This window comes from Vibrio mangrovi, assembly GCF_024346955.1.
Taxonomy (GTDB): Bacteria; Pseudomonadota; Gammaproteobacteria; order Enterobacterales; family Vibrionaceae; genus Vibrio; species Vibrio mangrovi.
This window is the reverse complement of sequence record NZ_AP024883.1, coordinates 2,011,122-2,027,642: the sequence shown is the minus strand read 5'-3', so window position 1 is coordinate 2,027,642 and position 16,521 is coordinate 2,011,122. Positions and strand designations below refer to the sequence as shown.

At 45.6% G+C, this 16,521-nt stretch carries 16 protein-coding genes; 6 read left to right on the top strand and 10 right to left on the bottom strand.

Translation table 11 applies throughout. The features are described from left to right. The first annotated feature begins 200 nt into the window (after nt 1-200). The 3 genes from uvrY to pgsA are packed head-to-tail and all read left to right on the top strand — an operon-like array spanning nt 201 to nt 3,280. Nucleotides 201-845 (top strand): UvrY/SirA/GacA family response regulator transcription factor, encoded by a 645-nt coding sequence (uvrY, locus tag OCU74_RS09075; protein WP_087479421.1) that lies wholly within the window; start codon nt 201-203, stop codon nt 843-845. Then, nucleotides 845-2,677 (top strand): excinuclease ABC subunit UvrC, encoded by a 1,833-nt coding sequence (gene uvrC / locus OCU74_RS09070; protein ID WP_087479420.1) that lies wholly within the window; start codon nt 845-847, stop codon nt 2,675-2,677. Before uvrY ends, uvrC begins: the two co-directional genes overlap by 1 nt. A gap of 45 nt (nt 2,678-2,722) precedes the next feature. Continuing rightward, nucleotides 2,723-3,280, top strand: a complete 558-nt coding sequence (pgsA, locus tag OCU74_RS09065; RefSeq protein WP_087479419.1) for a CDP-diacylglycerol--glycerol-3-phosphate 3-phosphatidyltransferase — start codon at nt 2,723-2,725, stop codon at nt 3,278-3,280. 326 nt (nt 3,281-3,606) lie between these two features. On the opposite strand, the gene OCU74_RS09060 is transcribed toward pgsA, so the two are convergent. The 8 genes from OCU74_RS09060 to pspF form a co-directional block, all read right to left on the bottom strand. Then, nucleotides 3,607-4,407, bottom strand: a complete 801-nt coding sequence (locus OCU74_RS09060; protein ID WP_087479418.1) for an ABC transporter permease — start codon at nt 4,405-4,407, stop codon at nt 3,607-3,609. Between the two features lie 154 nt (nt 4,408-4,561). Continuing rightward, on the bottom strand, nt 4,562-5,350 hold the full coding sequence (locus OCU74_RS09055; protein ID WP_087479417.1) for a DUF2927 domain-containing protein: 789 nt from the start codon (nt 5,348-5,350) through the stop codon (nt 4,562-4,564). 1 nt (nt 5,351) lies between these two features. Next, entirely contained in the window at nt 5,352-6,149 is a 798-nt protein-coding gene (locus OCU74_RS09050; protein WP_234993521.1) for a peptide ABC transporter ATP-binding protein, read from the bottom strand. Then, on the bottom strand, nt 6,146-7,141 hold the full coding sequence (locus tag OCU74_RS09045; protein WP_087479416.1) for a peptide ABC transporter ATP-binding protein: 996 nt from the start codon (nt 7,139-7,141) through the stop codon (nt 6,146-6,148). The genes OCU74_RS09050 and OCU74_RS09045 overlap by 4 nt, the downstream gene beginning before the upstream one ends. Further along, nucleotides 7,141-8,028 (bottom strand): ABC transporter permease subunit, encoded by an 888-nt coding sequence (locus tag OCU74_RS09040; protein WP_087479415.1) that lies wholly within the window; start codon nt 8,026-8,028, stop codon nt 7,141-7,143. The genes OCU74_RS09045 and OCU74_RS09040 overlap by 1 nt, the downstream gene beginning before the upstream one ends. Next, complete coding sequence (locus OCU74_RS09035; protein ID WP_087479414.1) at nt 8,015-8,977, bottom strand: ABC transporter permease; 963 nt, start codon at nt 8,975-8,977, stop codon at nt 8,015-8,017. Before OCU74_RS09035 ends, OCU74_RS09040 begins: the two co-directional genes overlap by 14 nt. After that, nucleotides 8,977-10,599: an ABC transporter substrate-binding protein SapA gene (gene sapA, locus OCU74_RS09030; RefSeq protein WP_087479413.1), complete on the bottom strand. Its 1,623-nt coding sequence runs from the start codon at nt 10,597-10,599 to the stop codon at nt 8,977-8,979. The genes OCU74_RS09035 and sapA overlap by 1 nt, the downstream gene beginning before the upstream one ends. A 121-nt stretch (nt 10,600-10,720) precedes the next feature. Beyond that, nucleotides 10,721-11,728, bottom strand: coding sequence for a phage shock protein operon transcriptional activator (gene pspF / locus OCU74_RS09025; RefSeq protein ID WP_087479412.1), 1,008 nt, complete (start codon nt 11,726-11,728; stop codon nt 10,721-10,723). Between the two features lie 239 nt (nt 11,729-11,967). On the opposite strand from pspF, the gene pspA reads away from it, so the two are divergent. Genes pspA through pspC form a run of 3 tightly spaced genes read left to right on the top strand, consistent with a single transcriptional unit; the run spans nt 11,968 to nt 13,270 of the window. Continuing rightward, entirely contained in the window at nt 11,968-12,642 is a 675-nt protein-coding gene (gene pspA, locus OCU74_RS09020; RefSeq protein WP_087479411.1) for a phage shock protein PspA, read from the top strand. 9 nt (nt 12,643-12,651) lie between these two features. Further along, entirely contained in the window at nt 12,652-12,891 is a 240-nt protein-coding gene (gene pspB / locus OCU74_RS09015) for an envelope stress response membrane protein PspB (protein WP_087479410.1), read from the top strand. Beyond that, on the top strand, nt 12,848-13,270 hold the full coding sequence (gene pspC / locus OCU74_RS09010; RefSeq protein WP_087479409.1) for an envelope stress response membrane protein PspC: 423 nt from the start codon (nt 12,848-12,850) through the stop codon (nt 13,268-13,270). Before pspB ends, pspC begins: the two co-directional genes overlap by 44 nt. A gap of 123 nt (nt 13,271-13,393) precedes the next feature. Here the strand turns inward: pspC and OCU74_RS09005 are convergent, their stop codons facing one another. Together OCU74_RS09005 and cls are read right to left on the bottom strand one after the other, a co-directional pair. Continuing rightward, entirely contained in the window at nt 13,394-14,593 is a 1,200-nt protein-coding gene (locus OCU74_RS09005) for a cystathionine beta-lyase (RefSeq protein ID WP_087479408.1), read from the bottom strand. 83 nt (nt 14,594-14,676) lie between these two features. Continuing rightward, nucleotides 14,677-16,131 carry a cardiolipin synthase gene (gene cls / locus OCU74_RS09000; protein WP_087479407.1) on the bottom strand — a complete coding sequence of 485 codons (1,455 nt, stop codon included), beginning with the start codon at nt 16,129-16,131 and terminating at the stop codon, nt 14,677-14,679. Nucleotides 16,132-16,521: the final 390 nt, after the last annotated feature.

Sequence of the window (16,521 nt, the reverse complement as noted above, 5' to 3'; positions counted from 1 at the left end):
GATTCGGATCTTGTCTTTGAGACAGGTATTATTGCAGAAACAAGATCTTGGGATCGGTTTGATATCGGGCCCGGAGAGGCAAAGAAATACTTGCCAAAGTGGCTGTTTGGGCTCATAGTCAGGGGATAGTTAAGGTTTGGGTAGTGACGATATAAAGTCAGCCCGATGGTGTTGAACCAATTGATTGTGGAGATACAGGTTTGATTAGCGTATTCCTTGTAGATGATCATGAGCTGGTTCGCACAGGGATTCGACGTATTATAGAAGACGTCCGTGGCATGAGCGTAGCAGGGGAAGCTGATAGCGGTGAACAAGCGGTAAAATGGTGCCGTAGTAATCATGCAGATGTTGTTTTGATGGATATGAATATGCCGGGAATCGGCGGCCTTGAAGCAACGAAAAAGATACTGCGTTATAATCCGGATATTCGTATCATTGTTCTGACTGTGCATACAGAAAATCCGTTTCCGACGAAAGTGATGCAGGCAGGTGCTGCCGGTTATTTGTCCAAAGGGGCAGGGCCGGATGAAATGGTGAATGCAATTCGGGTTGTGCATAGCGGTCAGCGCTATATCTCTCCTGAAATTGCTCAGCAAATGGCATTGAGCCAGTTTTCGCCTGCGTCTGAAAATCCGTTTGCCGATTTATCGGAACGGGAATTACAGATCATGATGATGATCACCAAAGGACAGAAAGTCACTGATATTTCAGAGCAGTTGAATTTGAGTCCGAAAACAGTCAACAGTTATCGCTATCGTCTATTTGCTAAGCTGGATATCAGTGGTGATGTCGAGTTGACCCATCTAGCGATACGACACGGAATGCTGGATACTGAGACTTTGTAGTGACCCAGGCATTCGATTCCTCCTCTTTTTTAGCGACAGTCACCACTCAGCCCGGCGTTTATCGAATGTATAACGCCGAGGCTGAAGTCATTTATGTCGGTAAAGCAAAAGACCTCAAAAAGCGGTTATCCAGTTATTTTCGTAAAACACTGGATAATGAAAAGACCAAAGCGTTAGTCAGTCACATTGCCAGAATCGATGTCACGGTAACACATACCGAGACAGAAGCATTGATTCTGGAGCACAATTACATCAAGCAATATCTGCCTAAATACAACGTATTATTACGTGATGATAAGTCTTATCCCTATATCTTTGTCAGTGCTCATAAGCACCCCAGAGTGTCAGTATTCCGTGGTGCCAAAAAGAGAAAGGGAGAGTATTTCGGTCCTTATCCTGATGCTGGCGCTGTACGTGAAACTTTGCATCTGATTCAGAAGATATTTCCGATCCGGCAATGTGAAGATTCAGTTTATGGACACCGGACCCGTCCCTGTCTGATGTATCAGATTGGCCGTTGTGCCGGTCCATGTGTTCCGGGCTTGGTTTCAGATGAATCTTATCAGGAGCTGGTTGATGACCTCCGGCTGTTTTTACGCGGGAAAGATCAGCAGGTTGTTTCGATGCTGGTTGAACGAATGGAGTCGGCCAGTCAGTCGTTGCACTTTGAAGAGGCTGCTAAATACCGGGATCAGATTCAGGCGATCCGGCGGGTTCAGGAACAGCAGTTTGTTGCGGCAGATAGTCTCGATGATATTGATGTTCTGGGCTTTGCTCAGGAAAATGGGTTGGCATGTATTCATGTTCTGATGATTCGGCAGGGGAAAATTTTGGGAAGCCGGAGTTTTTTCCCGAAAATTCCTGGCAATACTACACATGAAGAGGTATTTGAAAGTTTTCTGAAGCAGTATTATCTCTCTCATAATGAATCCCGGACGCTGCCGACAAAAGTGATCGTAAACCGGGGATTACTGGAAGATATTCAGGTCTTTCAGACTTTGCTGACCGAAATGTCCGGACGGAAAGTTCAGTTTTTTACCGAACCAGCCGGTGTGCGCGGACGATATCTGAAACTGGCAAATACCAATGCTCAGACTGCAATGTCGACCCGGCAAAACCACCGGATGACGATATTACAGCGGGTGAAGGCTCTTCAGGATGAGCTGGGAATGGAGCTGATTCAACGCATGGAATGCTTCGATATCTCCCATACTATGGGGGAAAGCACGATTGCATCCTGCGTGGTATTCAATCAGGAAGGTCCGGTCAAGCAGGAATACCGCCGTTATAATATTACCGGAATTACCGGCGGAGACGACTACGCAGCAATGGGACAAGTCCTTGAGCGGCGTTATTCGAAACAGATTGATGTTGATAAGATTCCGGACATCATCTTTATTGATGGTGGGAAAGGGCAATTATCACGAGCTCATCAGATTGTTTCCCGTTACTGGGATGACTGGCCGAAGCGTCCGCTACTGATGGGAATTGCCAAAGGTGTGACCCGTAAGCCCGGGCTTGAAACTTTACTGACCGTTGATGGCGATGAGTTTCACCTTGCCAGTGATGCGCCGGCATTGCATTTGATTCAGCATATCCGGGATGAAAGTCATAATCATGCGATTAGTGGTCACCGGAATAAGAGAGGGAAAAGCCGGCGAACCAGTGCACTGGAAGGGATTGAAGGTGTCGGTCCCAAACGTCGTCAGGCTCTGCTGAAATTTATGGGAGGATTACAGGAGCTGAAACGGGCCAGTGCTGAAGAAATCGCCAAAGTGCCGGGGATCAGTCGTTCTCTGGCAGAAAATATATATCAGGCATTGAAACAATAACGAAAATACCGCAACATAACAGCGCGAACAATAAGAGCGAAGCATATGCGTTTAAATATTCCTAACATATTGTCCCTTATCCGACTTTTTCTGATTCCGGTATTCGTTATCGCTTTCTATCTGCCATATAGCTGGTCTTCATTTGCCGCGGCAGTTGTATTCTGGATTGCGGGAATTACCGATTGGCTCGATGGTATGCTCGCAAGAAAACTGCAACAGACATCCCGCTTCGGTGCATTCATTGATCCTGTGGCAGACAAAGTGCTGGTTGCAACAGCACTAATCCTGATCACCGAACACTTTCACAATATCTGGATTACGATTCCTGCTGTAACGATGATTGCCAGAGAGATTATCATTTCTGCACTCCGGGAGTGGATGGCGGAAATCGGGAAACGGGCAAGTGTCGCGGTTTCATGGGTCGGAAAAGTAAAAACAATGACTCAGATGTTTGCGTTGCTTGCGTTAATCTGGCGTTATGATAACTGGATGATTTGGCTGGGATATATCTCAATCTATGTCGCAACGATTCTGACTTACTGGTCTATGTGTCAGTACTTACTGGCTGCGAAAGATGATTTGCTGAGTGAAGAGAATCACTGATCGGTAGTTGCTTGGTATGTAAAAAGTAATTGTAGAAAACCCTGATATGAATTGTTCATATCAGGGCTTTTTTATGATTTGTTTTCGGTGAGTCTGTATAAATTTGTGTGCCAGCAATGTATTCATTGATAAGAGAAGATGTTTAGGAAGACTTTCTCCTTCTACCAGGAGTGGAATTAAAGAAACATCACGCTAATCAATATATATATCAGTTATCCACATTTTCTGTGGATAAGATGTTTTAAAGCCAGTGAGTAAGATTAACAGTTTGATTTCAAAACTGAAGATGCACAAAAAGAGAACAAATTTTGCACGATTTTGGCGCGTTAACTATTGCCGTTTTTTCTGAACTGAACCAGAACTTTTCCTTCTTTAGTCAGGGCTGCTTTAAGAATATATTCAATTGAAAGTGCCAGAGAGATATTCAGAACCACTAAAATAGCGACCATGATCATAAACTGATATTTGATGGCGATGAGTGGGGATGAGCCGCCTAAAATTTGGCCAGTCATCATCCCCGGCAAAGTGACTAAGCCGATAGTTGCCATTGAGGCAAGAATAGGGGCGTTGGCTTTTTGGATTGCATTCTGAATGAATGGCCTGGATGCATAGCGTGGTGAAGCTCCTAAAGACAATGCTGCTTCATACTCACTTTTACGTTCCTGATACGCGGTAAACAGATTTTGTAGTGCGACAATGTTACCGCTGAGTGTATTTCCCATCAGCATTCCAGCCAGAGGAATCATATACTGGGTGTTGTAAAAGGGGACAGGCTGGACAATGAAAACGCACAGAATAACCAATATAGGAAGTAAACCGATTGTCAGACCAGCCATGAGCGGAATAAGCAAACGGGTCTTCGGCAGCTTAGCCTTGGATAAGATTGAACTGGCACCGACGCTGATAATAACCAGTAACCAGCAGGTATTAATCACAAGGCTGTTCAATGCAAACAGATACTCCAGATAGATACCGACCAACCCAAGCTGGATTCCCATGCGAAGAACGGAAATGAAAATATCTTTTCCAATCATGAGCCGGTATTGAACACTCATTGCGACAGGAATCAGCAGCGTCAGGCTAAACATCGCCAACTGCAGCCAGGAAACATCTATTACACTATTCATTACATTTATCTGTTTCTCGTTATCGACATGATTACTCTAGCGGAATTCCCAGGACTGCAACAACCGGAATCTTGTGTTTGTGGAGATAATATATTCACATAATCTCAATTCACTCTGATGACAGGATTTTGAAACCACTGAAGCATATTTGCCGTTAATTTCCAAATTGTTCGACAAGAGGTGCATGTCTGGACTGATATAAAGCTTGTTTGAGTTTTCCCTGCTGCTGATATTGCTCTAATAACTGTTTTAGCAAAGGTTCGAGAGACTTTTGATTCATTCCCGGACGCAAAGATGGCTCATAGAGTAATTCCAGCAGAATGATGTCCAGCGGCGATAAGAAATCATCCGGGGTCCGATCATTGAATACTGAAGGATAAGCCTGTTCCGAATCATTAAACAATCCGAGTGCCTGTGTCGATTCCTCAATAATACAACTAAGTAGCTTACCGTGTTCTCTGGCCTGATCGACAGGAATAATCACTGTTGCATGGGTAATCTCTTGAGTGGCAGCATTGACGGACACACCAAACATACAGACGGAACCGTGGGTATTTTTTAGCGCGGTAGCGCCTAATTCTTCACGGACAATCTTTTGCCATAGTGACTGACGTGTGAAATACCAAATGAAGTTGGCATCTGCCCGTTGGGAAACGATGTGGAATGGCAGATGTGTTAACTGTTCCAGCTGGGTCAGATGGAGACGGGCCAGCTTTTCGTGTAGTGGTTGCTCTCCGACATCATGCTGAAACCATATCCGGAGAGGTTGATTCCATTTTGCTAAACGATGCTTGCCGTGAGATGCAAACTCATGGTTGAGGGCGACATGAAAGAAAGCATTCTGAATAAAGCGGGGATTTTCCCAGGTTGGCAGCTCTGCGATGGTTTTCTGGCTGAAGAACACCGTCATGAATATCAAGCACAATTGCTGCCACCGGTACATTTCAGTCTTCCGAACCGAATTCCGGAATTCTGCTGAAGTGACTCTCAATCATTCGTTGAGTCACAATATGCTGAGGATTGCAAAGAACTTCTTCGGTATAACCGGATTCGACAACCCGGCCTTCATGCATCACGATGATTTTGTCGGTAATGTGTCTGATGACACCTAAATGCTGGGAAACATAGACGAAGGAAACCCCCATTTCATCCTGTAATTCCATAAGCAGGTTGATGATTTGTGAACGCATTGCCATGTCTAAACCATTCAATGCTTCATCGGCAACAATGATTGAAGGCTGCAAAATCAGTGCCCTGGCAAGACATACCCGCTGTTTTTGACCAGTTGCCAGCATTTGAGGATAAAAGTAAGCATGTTCAGGCAGAAGACCGACGCGCAGTAAAGTATCTTTGACCCGTTTCTGTCTATCTTCCGGAGACATCTCGGTATTTCTTTTCAGGGGGCCTTCCAGAATACGGCCAATCTGAATTCTGGGATTCAGGGAAGTGTTTGGATCCTGAAAAATCATCCGGATTAATTTGCATCGGGTGGCGTAATCTTTGTGCGCCAGCCGCTCGCCATTCACACGGATTTCTCCGGTCGTTGGTTCAATCATACCTGACAGCATACGGGCAAGTGTAGATTTACCCGAACCATTCTGTCCGATGAAACCGATAGTCTGACCGACTTCCAGAGTAAAGTTTACCGACTCCACAGCGTGATGGATTTTCTTTTTGAATAAATTGGAGCGGGTAATAAAAGTTTTTGATAAATCAGAAACTTCCAGAAGAGGAATGTTCACTGCGTTTCCTCCATATTCAGCGGATAGTGACATGAGTATTTGTGGTTCTTGATCCAACGGCTTTTGGGCATTTCAACACACTGACGCTGAGCATAAGGACATCTTGGACCAAGCCGGCAGCCAATTGGCAGATGCTGAAGCGGTGGAATGGAACCTGGCAGCGAGTGTAATTTCTGCTTATGTGGAATGGATGAACTGAAATCCGGCATTGCGGTCAGCAAAGCAACCGTATAAGGGTGTTTTGGTGTGGCTAAGATGCTTTCTGTCATTGCGGACTCAATAGACTGACCGCAGTACATGACGGTGATACGGTGTGCCCATTGGGTGATGGTCGTCAGATCATGCCCGATGAGCAGAATGGTTGTATTATTGACCTGATTCATCCGGCTCAGCAGCCGGAGTATCTGCGATTGTGTAATCGGGTCGAGGTCATTGGTTGGCTCATCAGCTATCAGCAATTTTGGTTTGGTAGCAATTGCCATCGCTATCATGACTTTCTGACATTCACCATCTGTAATTTCATATGGATAACTTTTTAAAATACGCTGGTGGTCTTTGATACCGACTTTATGTAGTAAAGCGATAGCTTGTTTTTTTCGCCATGAGAAACGCTGCCACCAGGATCCTTTAAAAGCATGAGCAGGAATTGCTTCGATCAGTTGCTTTCCTACTTCATCCGATGGGTCGAGGCAGGTTGAAGGCTCCTGAAATATCATCGCAATATCCCGGGCAATGACCCGGCGACGTTCTCTTGGAGTGAGTTGAAGTAGATCGATATTGCCCAGTCGCATCCGGTCAGCCGTAATACGCCAGTTCTCTTTACAGACGCCGACAATGGCCTTGGCGACCAGACTTTTTCCTGAGCCTGATTCTCCAACCAGACCGCGGATTTCACCTTCATTCATGGTCAGGCTGATTCGATCAACGGCTTTCACTAATCCCTGTGGTGTATCGATTTCAATCGTCAGATGACGAATATCCAGCATTGGCATTATTCGATTCCCTCATTGAGTGACTGACGTGCACCTTCACCGACAAGGTTAACAATGATGATGGTAAACATAATTGTCAGGCCGGGCAGAACAACGGTCCACGGAGCCAGATAAAGCAGCTCGACGGAATCTCCCAGAATCGCTCCCCATTCGGAAGTCGATGATTGTGCTCCCAGTCCCAGAAAGCCCAGAGAAGTGATATCTAAGATGGCAACTGTCATGGCAAAGTTTATCTCTGACACAATCGTAGAGAGGATATTGGGCAGAATCGAGTACCAAAGCAGATAAATATCTTTGGCTCCGTCGAGTCTGGCGGCCATGATGTAGTCTTTCTCAACTTCATTGTGAACCGCTGTATAGGCAGCACGGATAAACCGGGGAACCAGTGCCAGACCGATTGCCAGCAGGATATTGAATTCACCGATACCAAGCACTGCAACAAATATGATGGCCAGCAGTAATGACGGAATCGACATAATTGTATCCATCAGGTGATTCAGAATACTGGATAGCAGACCTGAAGTCATACCTGCTGCAATGCCGATTGAACAACCTGTAAACGTCGCCAGCAAAGTAATTAGCAGAGCGTTACCGAAAGAGTGCCGGGAGCCTTCAATCAAACGGGACAGAATATCCCGTCCCAGATCGTCGGTACCAAAGAAATACTCGACAGAACCAGCCGGATCCCAGGAAGGTGGTGCCAGTAAGTGGCTGGTATGTTCCTGCGCGTCATGCGGTGCCAGCCAGGGAGAAACAAGCGTAATGATAAGTAGTGCCAGAAGACACCAGAGTCCGAACATCGCCAGATTATTGTTACGGAAACTACGCCAGAACCGTTCGAACTGTGTCGGGATATGCTCTTCCTGATAGATATTATTTGTTAGCATACCAAGCTTTCCTTACGAACGGATTCACTAGTGCTCCGAGCAAGTCAGATAACACGTTTGCGGTAAGAACCAGAGTCGAGACAGCAATTACACCCGCCTGAATGGAAACAAGGTCTTCATTGGCTAAAGCATCCAGAAGCCATCGGCCAATACCCGGCCAGTTAAAGATGGACTCGGTGATAATGGCAAATGTCAGCATAGTTGATAATTGTACGCCGAACTTTGGGATAATCGGTGGAATAGCGTTACGCAGGACATGTTCTCTGATAATTTGGTACTGTGATAATCCCCGGATTCTGGCAACCCGGATATAGTTCTGGTTCATGACATCTGCGACAGATGTCCGCATTAAACGAATGACCTGAGTTGTTGGCGCCAGAGCGAGAACGGTACATGGCAAAATCAAATGTGAGATAACACTTTGCAGGATTTGAGGACGGTAGACACTCTTAGACAGGAAAGCATCAATCAGTGCAAAACCAGTTACATGCTGAATATTATAAAGAAGGTCATATCGTCCGGATACCGGAAAAATTTCGTAATTCAGAGAAAAAATTAACAGCAGAATCAGGGCAATCCAATAAATAGGAGCAGAATAGCCGCACATCGAAGAGAAAGAGATCACTGTATCAATCCATTTCCCTTGTTTCATTCCTGCAAGAGTCCCGATAGGTATGCCGATAATTAATGAAATCAGAAAAGCAAACAAGCAGAGTTCCAGTGTTGCAGGAAATACAACAGCGAGTTCATCTATGACCGGAGTTCCTGATTTATTGATACCAAAGTTGAGTTGGCTGATTTCGGAAACATAGGTGAACCATCCCTGCCAAAAGCTTTCCAGTGCCCAGTGAGAGTAGGGATCAAACCTGAGAATGCTGTACCCGACCAGCGTCAGAATCAGCAGAGTGATCATAAACAGATTAAATTTTCGGGTTGCATAGAGAAGCATTATTTTATCCTCTCAACCATATTAAAAGGCAGGACGTTGAACGGGCTAAGCTGAAAGCCGGTCAATGAGTCATTATAAGCCTTAAATTGCATGCCATGGGCGATAGGAATCACGGGAAACTCTTGATTAACAATATTCTGTGCCTGTTTATAAAGATTCAGACGATAACGTGGCCGCTCAACTTCCAGTGCCAGATTTAGCAGGAAGTCAAAATCTTCATTACACCACCGGGAGAGATTAATCCCTTCTTCCCGGGCATCGCAAGAGAGAATCGGGCGCAGGAAGCTATCCGGATCACCGGTTCGCCCTGACCAGCCTGTCAGGTACAAATCCACATCGGTGTAATCTGACCGGTTTTTCCTGTCGATCCGTTCTTCCGGAATCAGGTGCAGGGTAATTCCGATATTTTTCAGATTTGCCTGAATCAGCTCTGCCGTTTTTCGTGGGCTAGGGTTATATGCTGTCGGTTCCAGAGGCACCAGCATCGATAGTTCTAATCCGCTGCTGAACCCGGCATCACGCAAAAGTCCTAGTGCGTAATTACGGTCATAGCGGACCTGAATGGTATCTTTCTGGTAAGCCCAGGAGGTTGGTGGCAGGATGTTATAAGCAATTCTCCCGGTACCGTAATAAACGGAATCCAGAATATTTTGCCGGTTAACCGCAAAACTGAGTGCTTTACGAACCCGGGAATCACTAATTGCCGGATGAGTGGTATTGACGGCAATAAAAGCAACATTCATTGCTGGCGTTGAACTGAGCGAAATATGTTTCTGCTGTTCGATGATTGGAATCTGACTGGAGATTGGTGTACTCAGCACATCACATTCATTACGCAGTAATTTTGCCAGTGTTCCTGTTCCGCGCTGGGCAATATCAAAAACAACCTGCTGCATCTTCGGTTGTCCTTTCCAGTACAGCGGGTTTCTTTTCAGCCGGATAAAATCACTGACTTGCATTTCATCAAGATAGAAAGGCCCGGTTCCGACCGGATGACTGTCAATCATCGGTTTCTCATCGGCATAGATCAGTTGATCAGCATATTCTTTAGAAAGAATGACTGCATGAGTTGTCGAAATATTTGCGAGGAAACTATTGTCGGGCCGCCGGAGTGTAAACTGAATCGTCAGTGGATCAATGACATCGATGCTTTTTACCAAATGTTTGAAATTGATTCCGGCAAACCACGGATAAGTACTGTTTCCGACATGATGAAAAGGATTGTATGGGCTGAGAATCCTGTCAAAACTGAACACGACATCATCGGCGTTCAGATAGCGGGATGGTGTAAACCATTTTGTGTTCTGAAAAGACACATTGTGACGTAGATAGAATGTATAAACAGTGCCTTGCTGATTTACTGTCCAGCGTTCGGCCAGATTTGGTGAGGGGCGCTGTGTCTTGGGATCCAGAACAAGCAAAGTGTCGTAAATCTGTGGACCAAGTGCCTCCGCAGTAATACCACTATCAACCAACTGTGGATTGAAGGTATTTGGCGTTCCCTGTCCACAATACACGAATCCTGTCTGTCTGATTTCGCTATGATCGGTATTCTGGTCATTACAGCCTGTTAAAAGCCCCAGGCCGCAGAAACTCAAGGTGAGTTTTGTCAGTATTTTCATTTTAAAAGCGAATTTATGAAACGAGGCTCTTAAGCCAAATATAGTCTGCCTCAAATAAGCGGCTAATTTACCACTTTTATATGAGTGAACCAACGAAAAACACTTTGAAATGATCCATAGATTACTCATTTTTGGTAATGAGCTGATATTTTCTGATGAGGCCTCTTAGTTGATGATAGCTTAATCCCAGCAACAGAGCGGCATTTCTTTGATTATATTTAGCTTGAACCAAGGCCTGCATAATGACCTGACGTTCCTGAGTTTCCATCCATACTTTGAAATCAACAGGAAATGAAACCGAGTCCGGTACATGGATACTTTCTCTTGCTGGTGGGGCTGAGTCTGAACTCTGTGACTGTTTCCATTCAGACTGGAATGGGTTCAGAATCAGATGATCGATAGGATGATCGACAGAACGATGCCGGTAGACAGCCCGCTCAATCACATTCTTCAGTTCCCTGATGTTTCCGGGCCAGTGATAATCGAGCAGTGTTTCGCGTACCTGCTGGCTGAATCCGGGAAAATAGGGAAGTTGTATTTCATGGCACATCCGTATCGCGTAGTGTTCGGCCAGCAGCAAGATATCTTCTCGCCGCTCCCGTAATGGCGGAAGGTGGACCACGTCAAACGCCAGCCTGTCCAGCAGATCCGAACGGAATTTCCCCTGTTCAGCCAGTGATAATAAATCTCCATTGGTTGCACAAATCAGGCGAACATCGGTCTTCAGTGTCTGGGAACCACCGACCCGCTCATATTCCCCGTATTCAATGACACGTAAAAGTTTTTCCTGAACATTCAGTGGTGCCGTAGCTAGTTCATCAAGAAACAGGCTGCCATGTTCCGCCCGCTCAAACCGGCCCTGATGACGACCTTTGGAGCCGGTAAAAGCGCCGGACTCGTGACCGAACAGTTCCGAATCAATCAACCCTTCGGACAGGGCCGCACAGTTCAGGGAAATCATCGGATGTTCCCAGCGTTGGGACAGATAATGAATGCGCTGGGCGATCAGCTCTTTTCCTGTTCCACGTTCTCCCATGATTAAGACCGGCCTGTTTATCTGGGCCAGATGAGAAACCTGCTCCAGCACTGCCAGAAAATGAGGAGATTCACCAATCAGATTAATTTTCATGATGTTGTTCCAACGAGAAGATATTCCAATGAAAAGGTAGTGGTCAGATTAACTAATAATTGGTCATAAATACAAATACTCACATGTAAAATTGACTGTATGAAATGTTAATATGTTGATTTTTATGACTATTAAAAAGTGGCACAAGTTTTGATTAGTCTTATGAAACAGTGATGTATCAGTGAGTAGTCACTGGAGTGGTACATCAGGTGAAGTTGGATAAACAGGAGGAACCTCATATGGGCATTTTTTCCCGATTTGCAGATATTGTAAATTCCAATATCAGTGCACTACTTGATAAAGCCGAAGACCCTGAAAAAATGATTCGTCTGATTATTCAGGAGATGGAAGATACGTTGGTTGAAGTCCGGAGTCATTCTGCGAAAGTGCTGGCAGATAAAAAAGAGCTGCTGAGAAAAATTGAGTCACTCGAAGGTCAAATTGATGAATGGACTCAAAAAGCTTCTCTGGCACTGACAAAAGACAGAGAAGATTTAGCTCGTGCTGCACTAATCGAAAAGCAGAAATTGCAGGAAATGGTCAAAGGGTTGAAAACCGAGTACACCCTGGTTGAAGAGACGATTGATAAACTGGCTGGTGAGATCACCAAACTGGAATCAAAAATCACGGAAACCAGAGCTAAACAGAAAGCTATGATGATTCGGGCTCAGACTGCGGGCAAACGCCGGGACGTTCAGCGTCATCTGCACCGTAACCGGACAGATGAGACTATGGCTAAGTTTGATCAGTTTTCAAGACGGGTTGATGAGCTGGAAGCTGAGGCTGATATTTACGAACAAACCGGTCATGGGAAATCACTGGATCAGGAATTTGCCGAGCTTCAGGCGCAGGATGAGATCGACAGTGAACTGGCTAAGCTGAAACAGGCACTGAAGAAAAGTGAATCAGAATAAGGAGTGACTATGTTAGTGATGCTTGTCTCTGTGCCACTGATCGTTTTCATGGTGGTGGTGGCACCATTGTGGCTGATTCTTCACTACCGGAGTAAAAAACGTTCGGATGGTGGTTTGAGTCAGGAGGACTATGAACAGTTAGCAACCCTGTCGGAGAAAGCTGAATCTCTGCAACAGCGCGTTCATACATTAGAAAAAATTCTGGATGATGAAACGCCAAACTGGAGATCGAATTATGAGGGGAAATAAGGCGCTGTACCGGGATCCCCGGCAAGGAAAATTTTCCGGGGTTTGTGCCGGACTGGCAAACTATTTTGAACTGGAAGTATGGCTGGTCAGAATTATTGTTTTGTCTGCCACATTGCTGGGCGGCGGTTTTCTGGTGATTCTTGCCTATATTGCCCTCAGCCTGATGCTGGAAAAGCAGCCGGAAGATTATGAGCAGACGATTCAGATGCAGCGCGAGCATAAACTGAAAAGTCGTCCCTGGAAGCAGGGAGCCTCAGCCAGCCAGTTACTCCGGAACTTGGATCAGGAACTGGAACGTGTAGAAGAAAAAGTATGTCAGATTGAGGCGTATGTGACGTCGGATGCTTTCCGGGTCAATAAAGCATTTCGTAACCTGTAGCCCGTTGCTGTTAAATTTGCCGGAAGTATCCTAAGGAATTTGAGTCTGTAGTGAGTTTATAATCGTGGACAGGATGGGCGTTCTCCGGCTTTGAAATCAAATGCCGGAGAGTTTACCACTCATTTATGCGGAATGGTTGTCCAGCGCTTTCTGATAGCGTCGGAAACCTTCTTCCAGATCAGCAATCAGGTCGTCGGTATCTTCGAGACCGACATGAATCCGAATCAGAGTTCCGGTAAAGTTTGGATTGGCGACAGTACGTAATGTGTTGAAGCTTTTAGGTTCATTGGCAAGAATCAGACTTTCAAAACCACCCCATGAATAACCCATACTGAAATGTTTCATATCATCGAGCAGGGCGGTTGTTGCACGAGGGTCGCTGGTTTTCAGTACAAAAGAGAACAGACCATTGCCACCGGTAAAGTCCCGTTTAAAGTACATATGCCCGGGACAGCTCTCCAAAGCCGGATGGCGTACATGATCCACTTCCGGACGCTCTGCCAGCCATTGAGCGATCTTTAGACTGCTCTCAGCATGTTGTCTCAGCCTGACATCCAGTGTCCGGATGCCCCGTAGCCCCAGATAAGCATCGTCCGGAGAAACACACTGGCCCATCAGATAGCTTTGTTCACGTAGCTGATCCCAGTATTTTTCACTGGCGACGGCTGTTCCCAGCATCACATCAGAATGACCGACAATATATTTGGTCGCAGCCTGTATAGAAATATCAACACCATGTTCAAACGGTGAGAAATTCACACCGGCGCCCCAGGTATTATCCAGCATCACAATGATGTCATGTGCATGGGCAATTCGGGAAAGTGTCGGAATATCCTGAACTTCCATCGTGATCGAACCGGGAGACTCCGTAAATAAAATTCTGGTATTGGGGCGGATCAGGGTTTCGATATCTGCCCCGATCATCGGATCGTAATAGGTCGTTTCAACCCCCATTTTCTTCATGATGGTTTCACAGAAATCCCGGGTGGGTTCATAACAGGTATCCACCATCAGAATATGATCGCCAGTTTCAACGAAAGAGAGAATCGCGTTGGCAATAGCTGCGGTACCACAAGGATAAAGTGCACATCCTGCACCGCCTTCGATCTCCGTCATGGCATCCTGAAAAGCGAAGTGGGTGTTGGTTCCCCGGCGACCATAGAAAAGAGTCTTGTTTGCCCGGTTTATCGTTGCGTGATTTTTCTCTGCAACAGAGTTGAAAACGATCGTTGAAGCACGTTGTACCGGCGGATTGACCGTTCCCTGTGTCCATTTTTTATCGCGTCCGGCGACGACAAATTTAGTTTTTTTTCCTTCTGACATGCAGTGTCCTTTAAGGCAGACTTGATTATTGTTTATTTAAAACATGGCAGGGATGTCTATTTCAACCCCAAGCGTGAAAAAAGTCATAATAATGGGTTGAAAAGATAATAAATCCGCTCCAGAACCCGGTTGTAATGCGGGCGTTCCTTCCATTGTTCATAAGTCACCGGATAGGACTGCTCGATATATTCGTTCTGTAACTGATAAAGCTCCCGGGTGAATTCGATATCATCAACGGCCAGTGTCACTTCAAAGTTTAACCATAAGCTACGCATATCCATATTCACAGTTCCGACCAGACAAAACTGTTGGTCAATCACAACCGACTTGGTGTGTAGTAGTCCGCCATAAAATTCATAAATTGAGATACCGATGTCCAACAGCTCCCCGTAGTAGGAGCGGGAAGCCCATTTAACCATGGTTGAATCATTTTTATGAGGAATGATGAGCTCAATCTGAATTCCCCTGTGTGCTGCGGTTTTTAGTGCAGAAAGCAGTTCGGAGCTGGGCACAAAATATGGGGTTGTAATTCTGATGGACTGATTTGCCTGATGGATCGCCAGTATCAGTGCCTGTGAGATTAAATACTCGGGCATACCCGGACCGGAAGGAACAACCTGAATGGGATGCTGAGGCAGGCCGTTGTTAACTGTGCACTGAGGGATCTGCGGAAACTCCCTTCTTCCGGTTTCAAACTCCCAGTCCCAGCAGTGAATTGCTGATAATACGTTGACTGTTGGCCCGGTGAGGCGGATCATGATGTCCACCCATTGTCCGACCCCTGAATCTCGTTTGAAGTATGCAGGATCAACCATATTCATTGAACCGGTATAAGCAACAGTATCATCAATGACGATAATTTTCCGGTGCTGGCGCAGGTCGAGGCGGTGCAGAAAAATCCGCCAGGGACGAACTTCCAGAGCCTGTACGATCTGTACTCCGGCATTCGTCATAATCGTATACCAGTGGCTTTTGATAAACCGGTGACTCCCGGCTGAGTCAAGCAGCACTTTAACATCAACTCCCCGTTTGGCTGCCTGAATCAGGCTAGAAGCGACGGCATCCGCCAGGCCACCGATATGCCAGATATAAAAAACCATCCGGATCGAGTACCGGGCCTGTTCAATATCTGTAATGATGGTGTTCAGAATAACTTTTGGATCGGTCTGAAGTGAAAGTGAATTTCCACTCAGTGCCGGAATGCCCATCCGGTGATTACAAAGCTCATCGATTTTATAGATATGAGCACCCATGTTTTCAGTAATGTGAGCCTGACAGCTGTTTAACTGTGTAAACCAATCACTAAAAGAGGGAGACATGGCTTTTGCCCGTTCGGCTCTTTTCCTTCCCAGATTCAGCTCTCCGAACAGGAAGTAACAAAAAACACCAAGAATCGGCAGGATATAGATCACCATGAGCCAGGCCAGAGAAACACTGACTGCTCTTTTCTTTAATACAATCCGAAAAGTAACAAGTGCAACAAGTAGCCAGTAAATCCCAATGCTGACCAAAGTGAGGATGTGATAGATTTTATCCATATATACCCAAGTAACCTCAAGATGCTGAATTCAGAGTGCCTTCAATCGACTCCATTCTAGGAAAATGTCGGCAGGAATGGCATTCCCCTTTCAACGACATTTGACACAGAAATGAGTCGATTGAAGCACTCCCGAAGGGCGAGTTCATTGGGCACATAGACTGTGTTAGAGATTTTTACCATAGAACAGAGCTATGACTCAAATCTCTGCCTTGCCTCTGTGCCCAATGATTCTCGCTGAAACCGCATCTTGAGGTCACTTGGGTATACCATTGTATATCCGACTTATTTCCTATGGGATATTAAAGTGAAAGTCTGGTTTAGGAAAGCAAGATTATCCCTCCTCTGTAAATTCTTACAATAAACAGAAGAGGGAGGAACTTTGGGGATT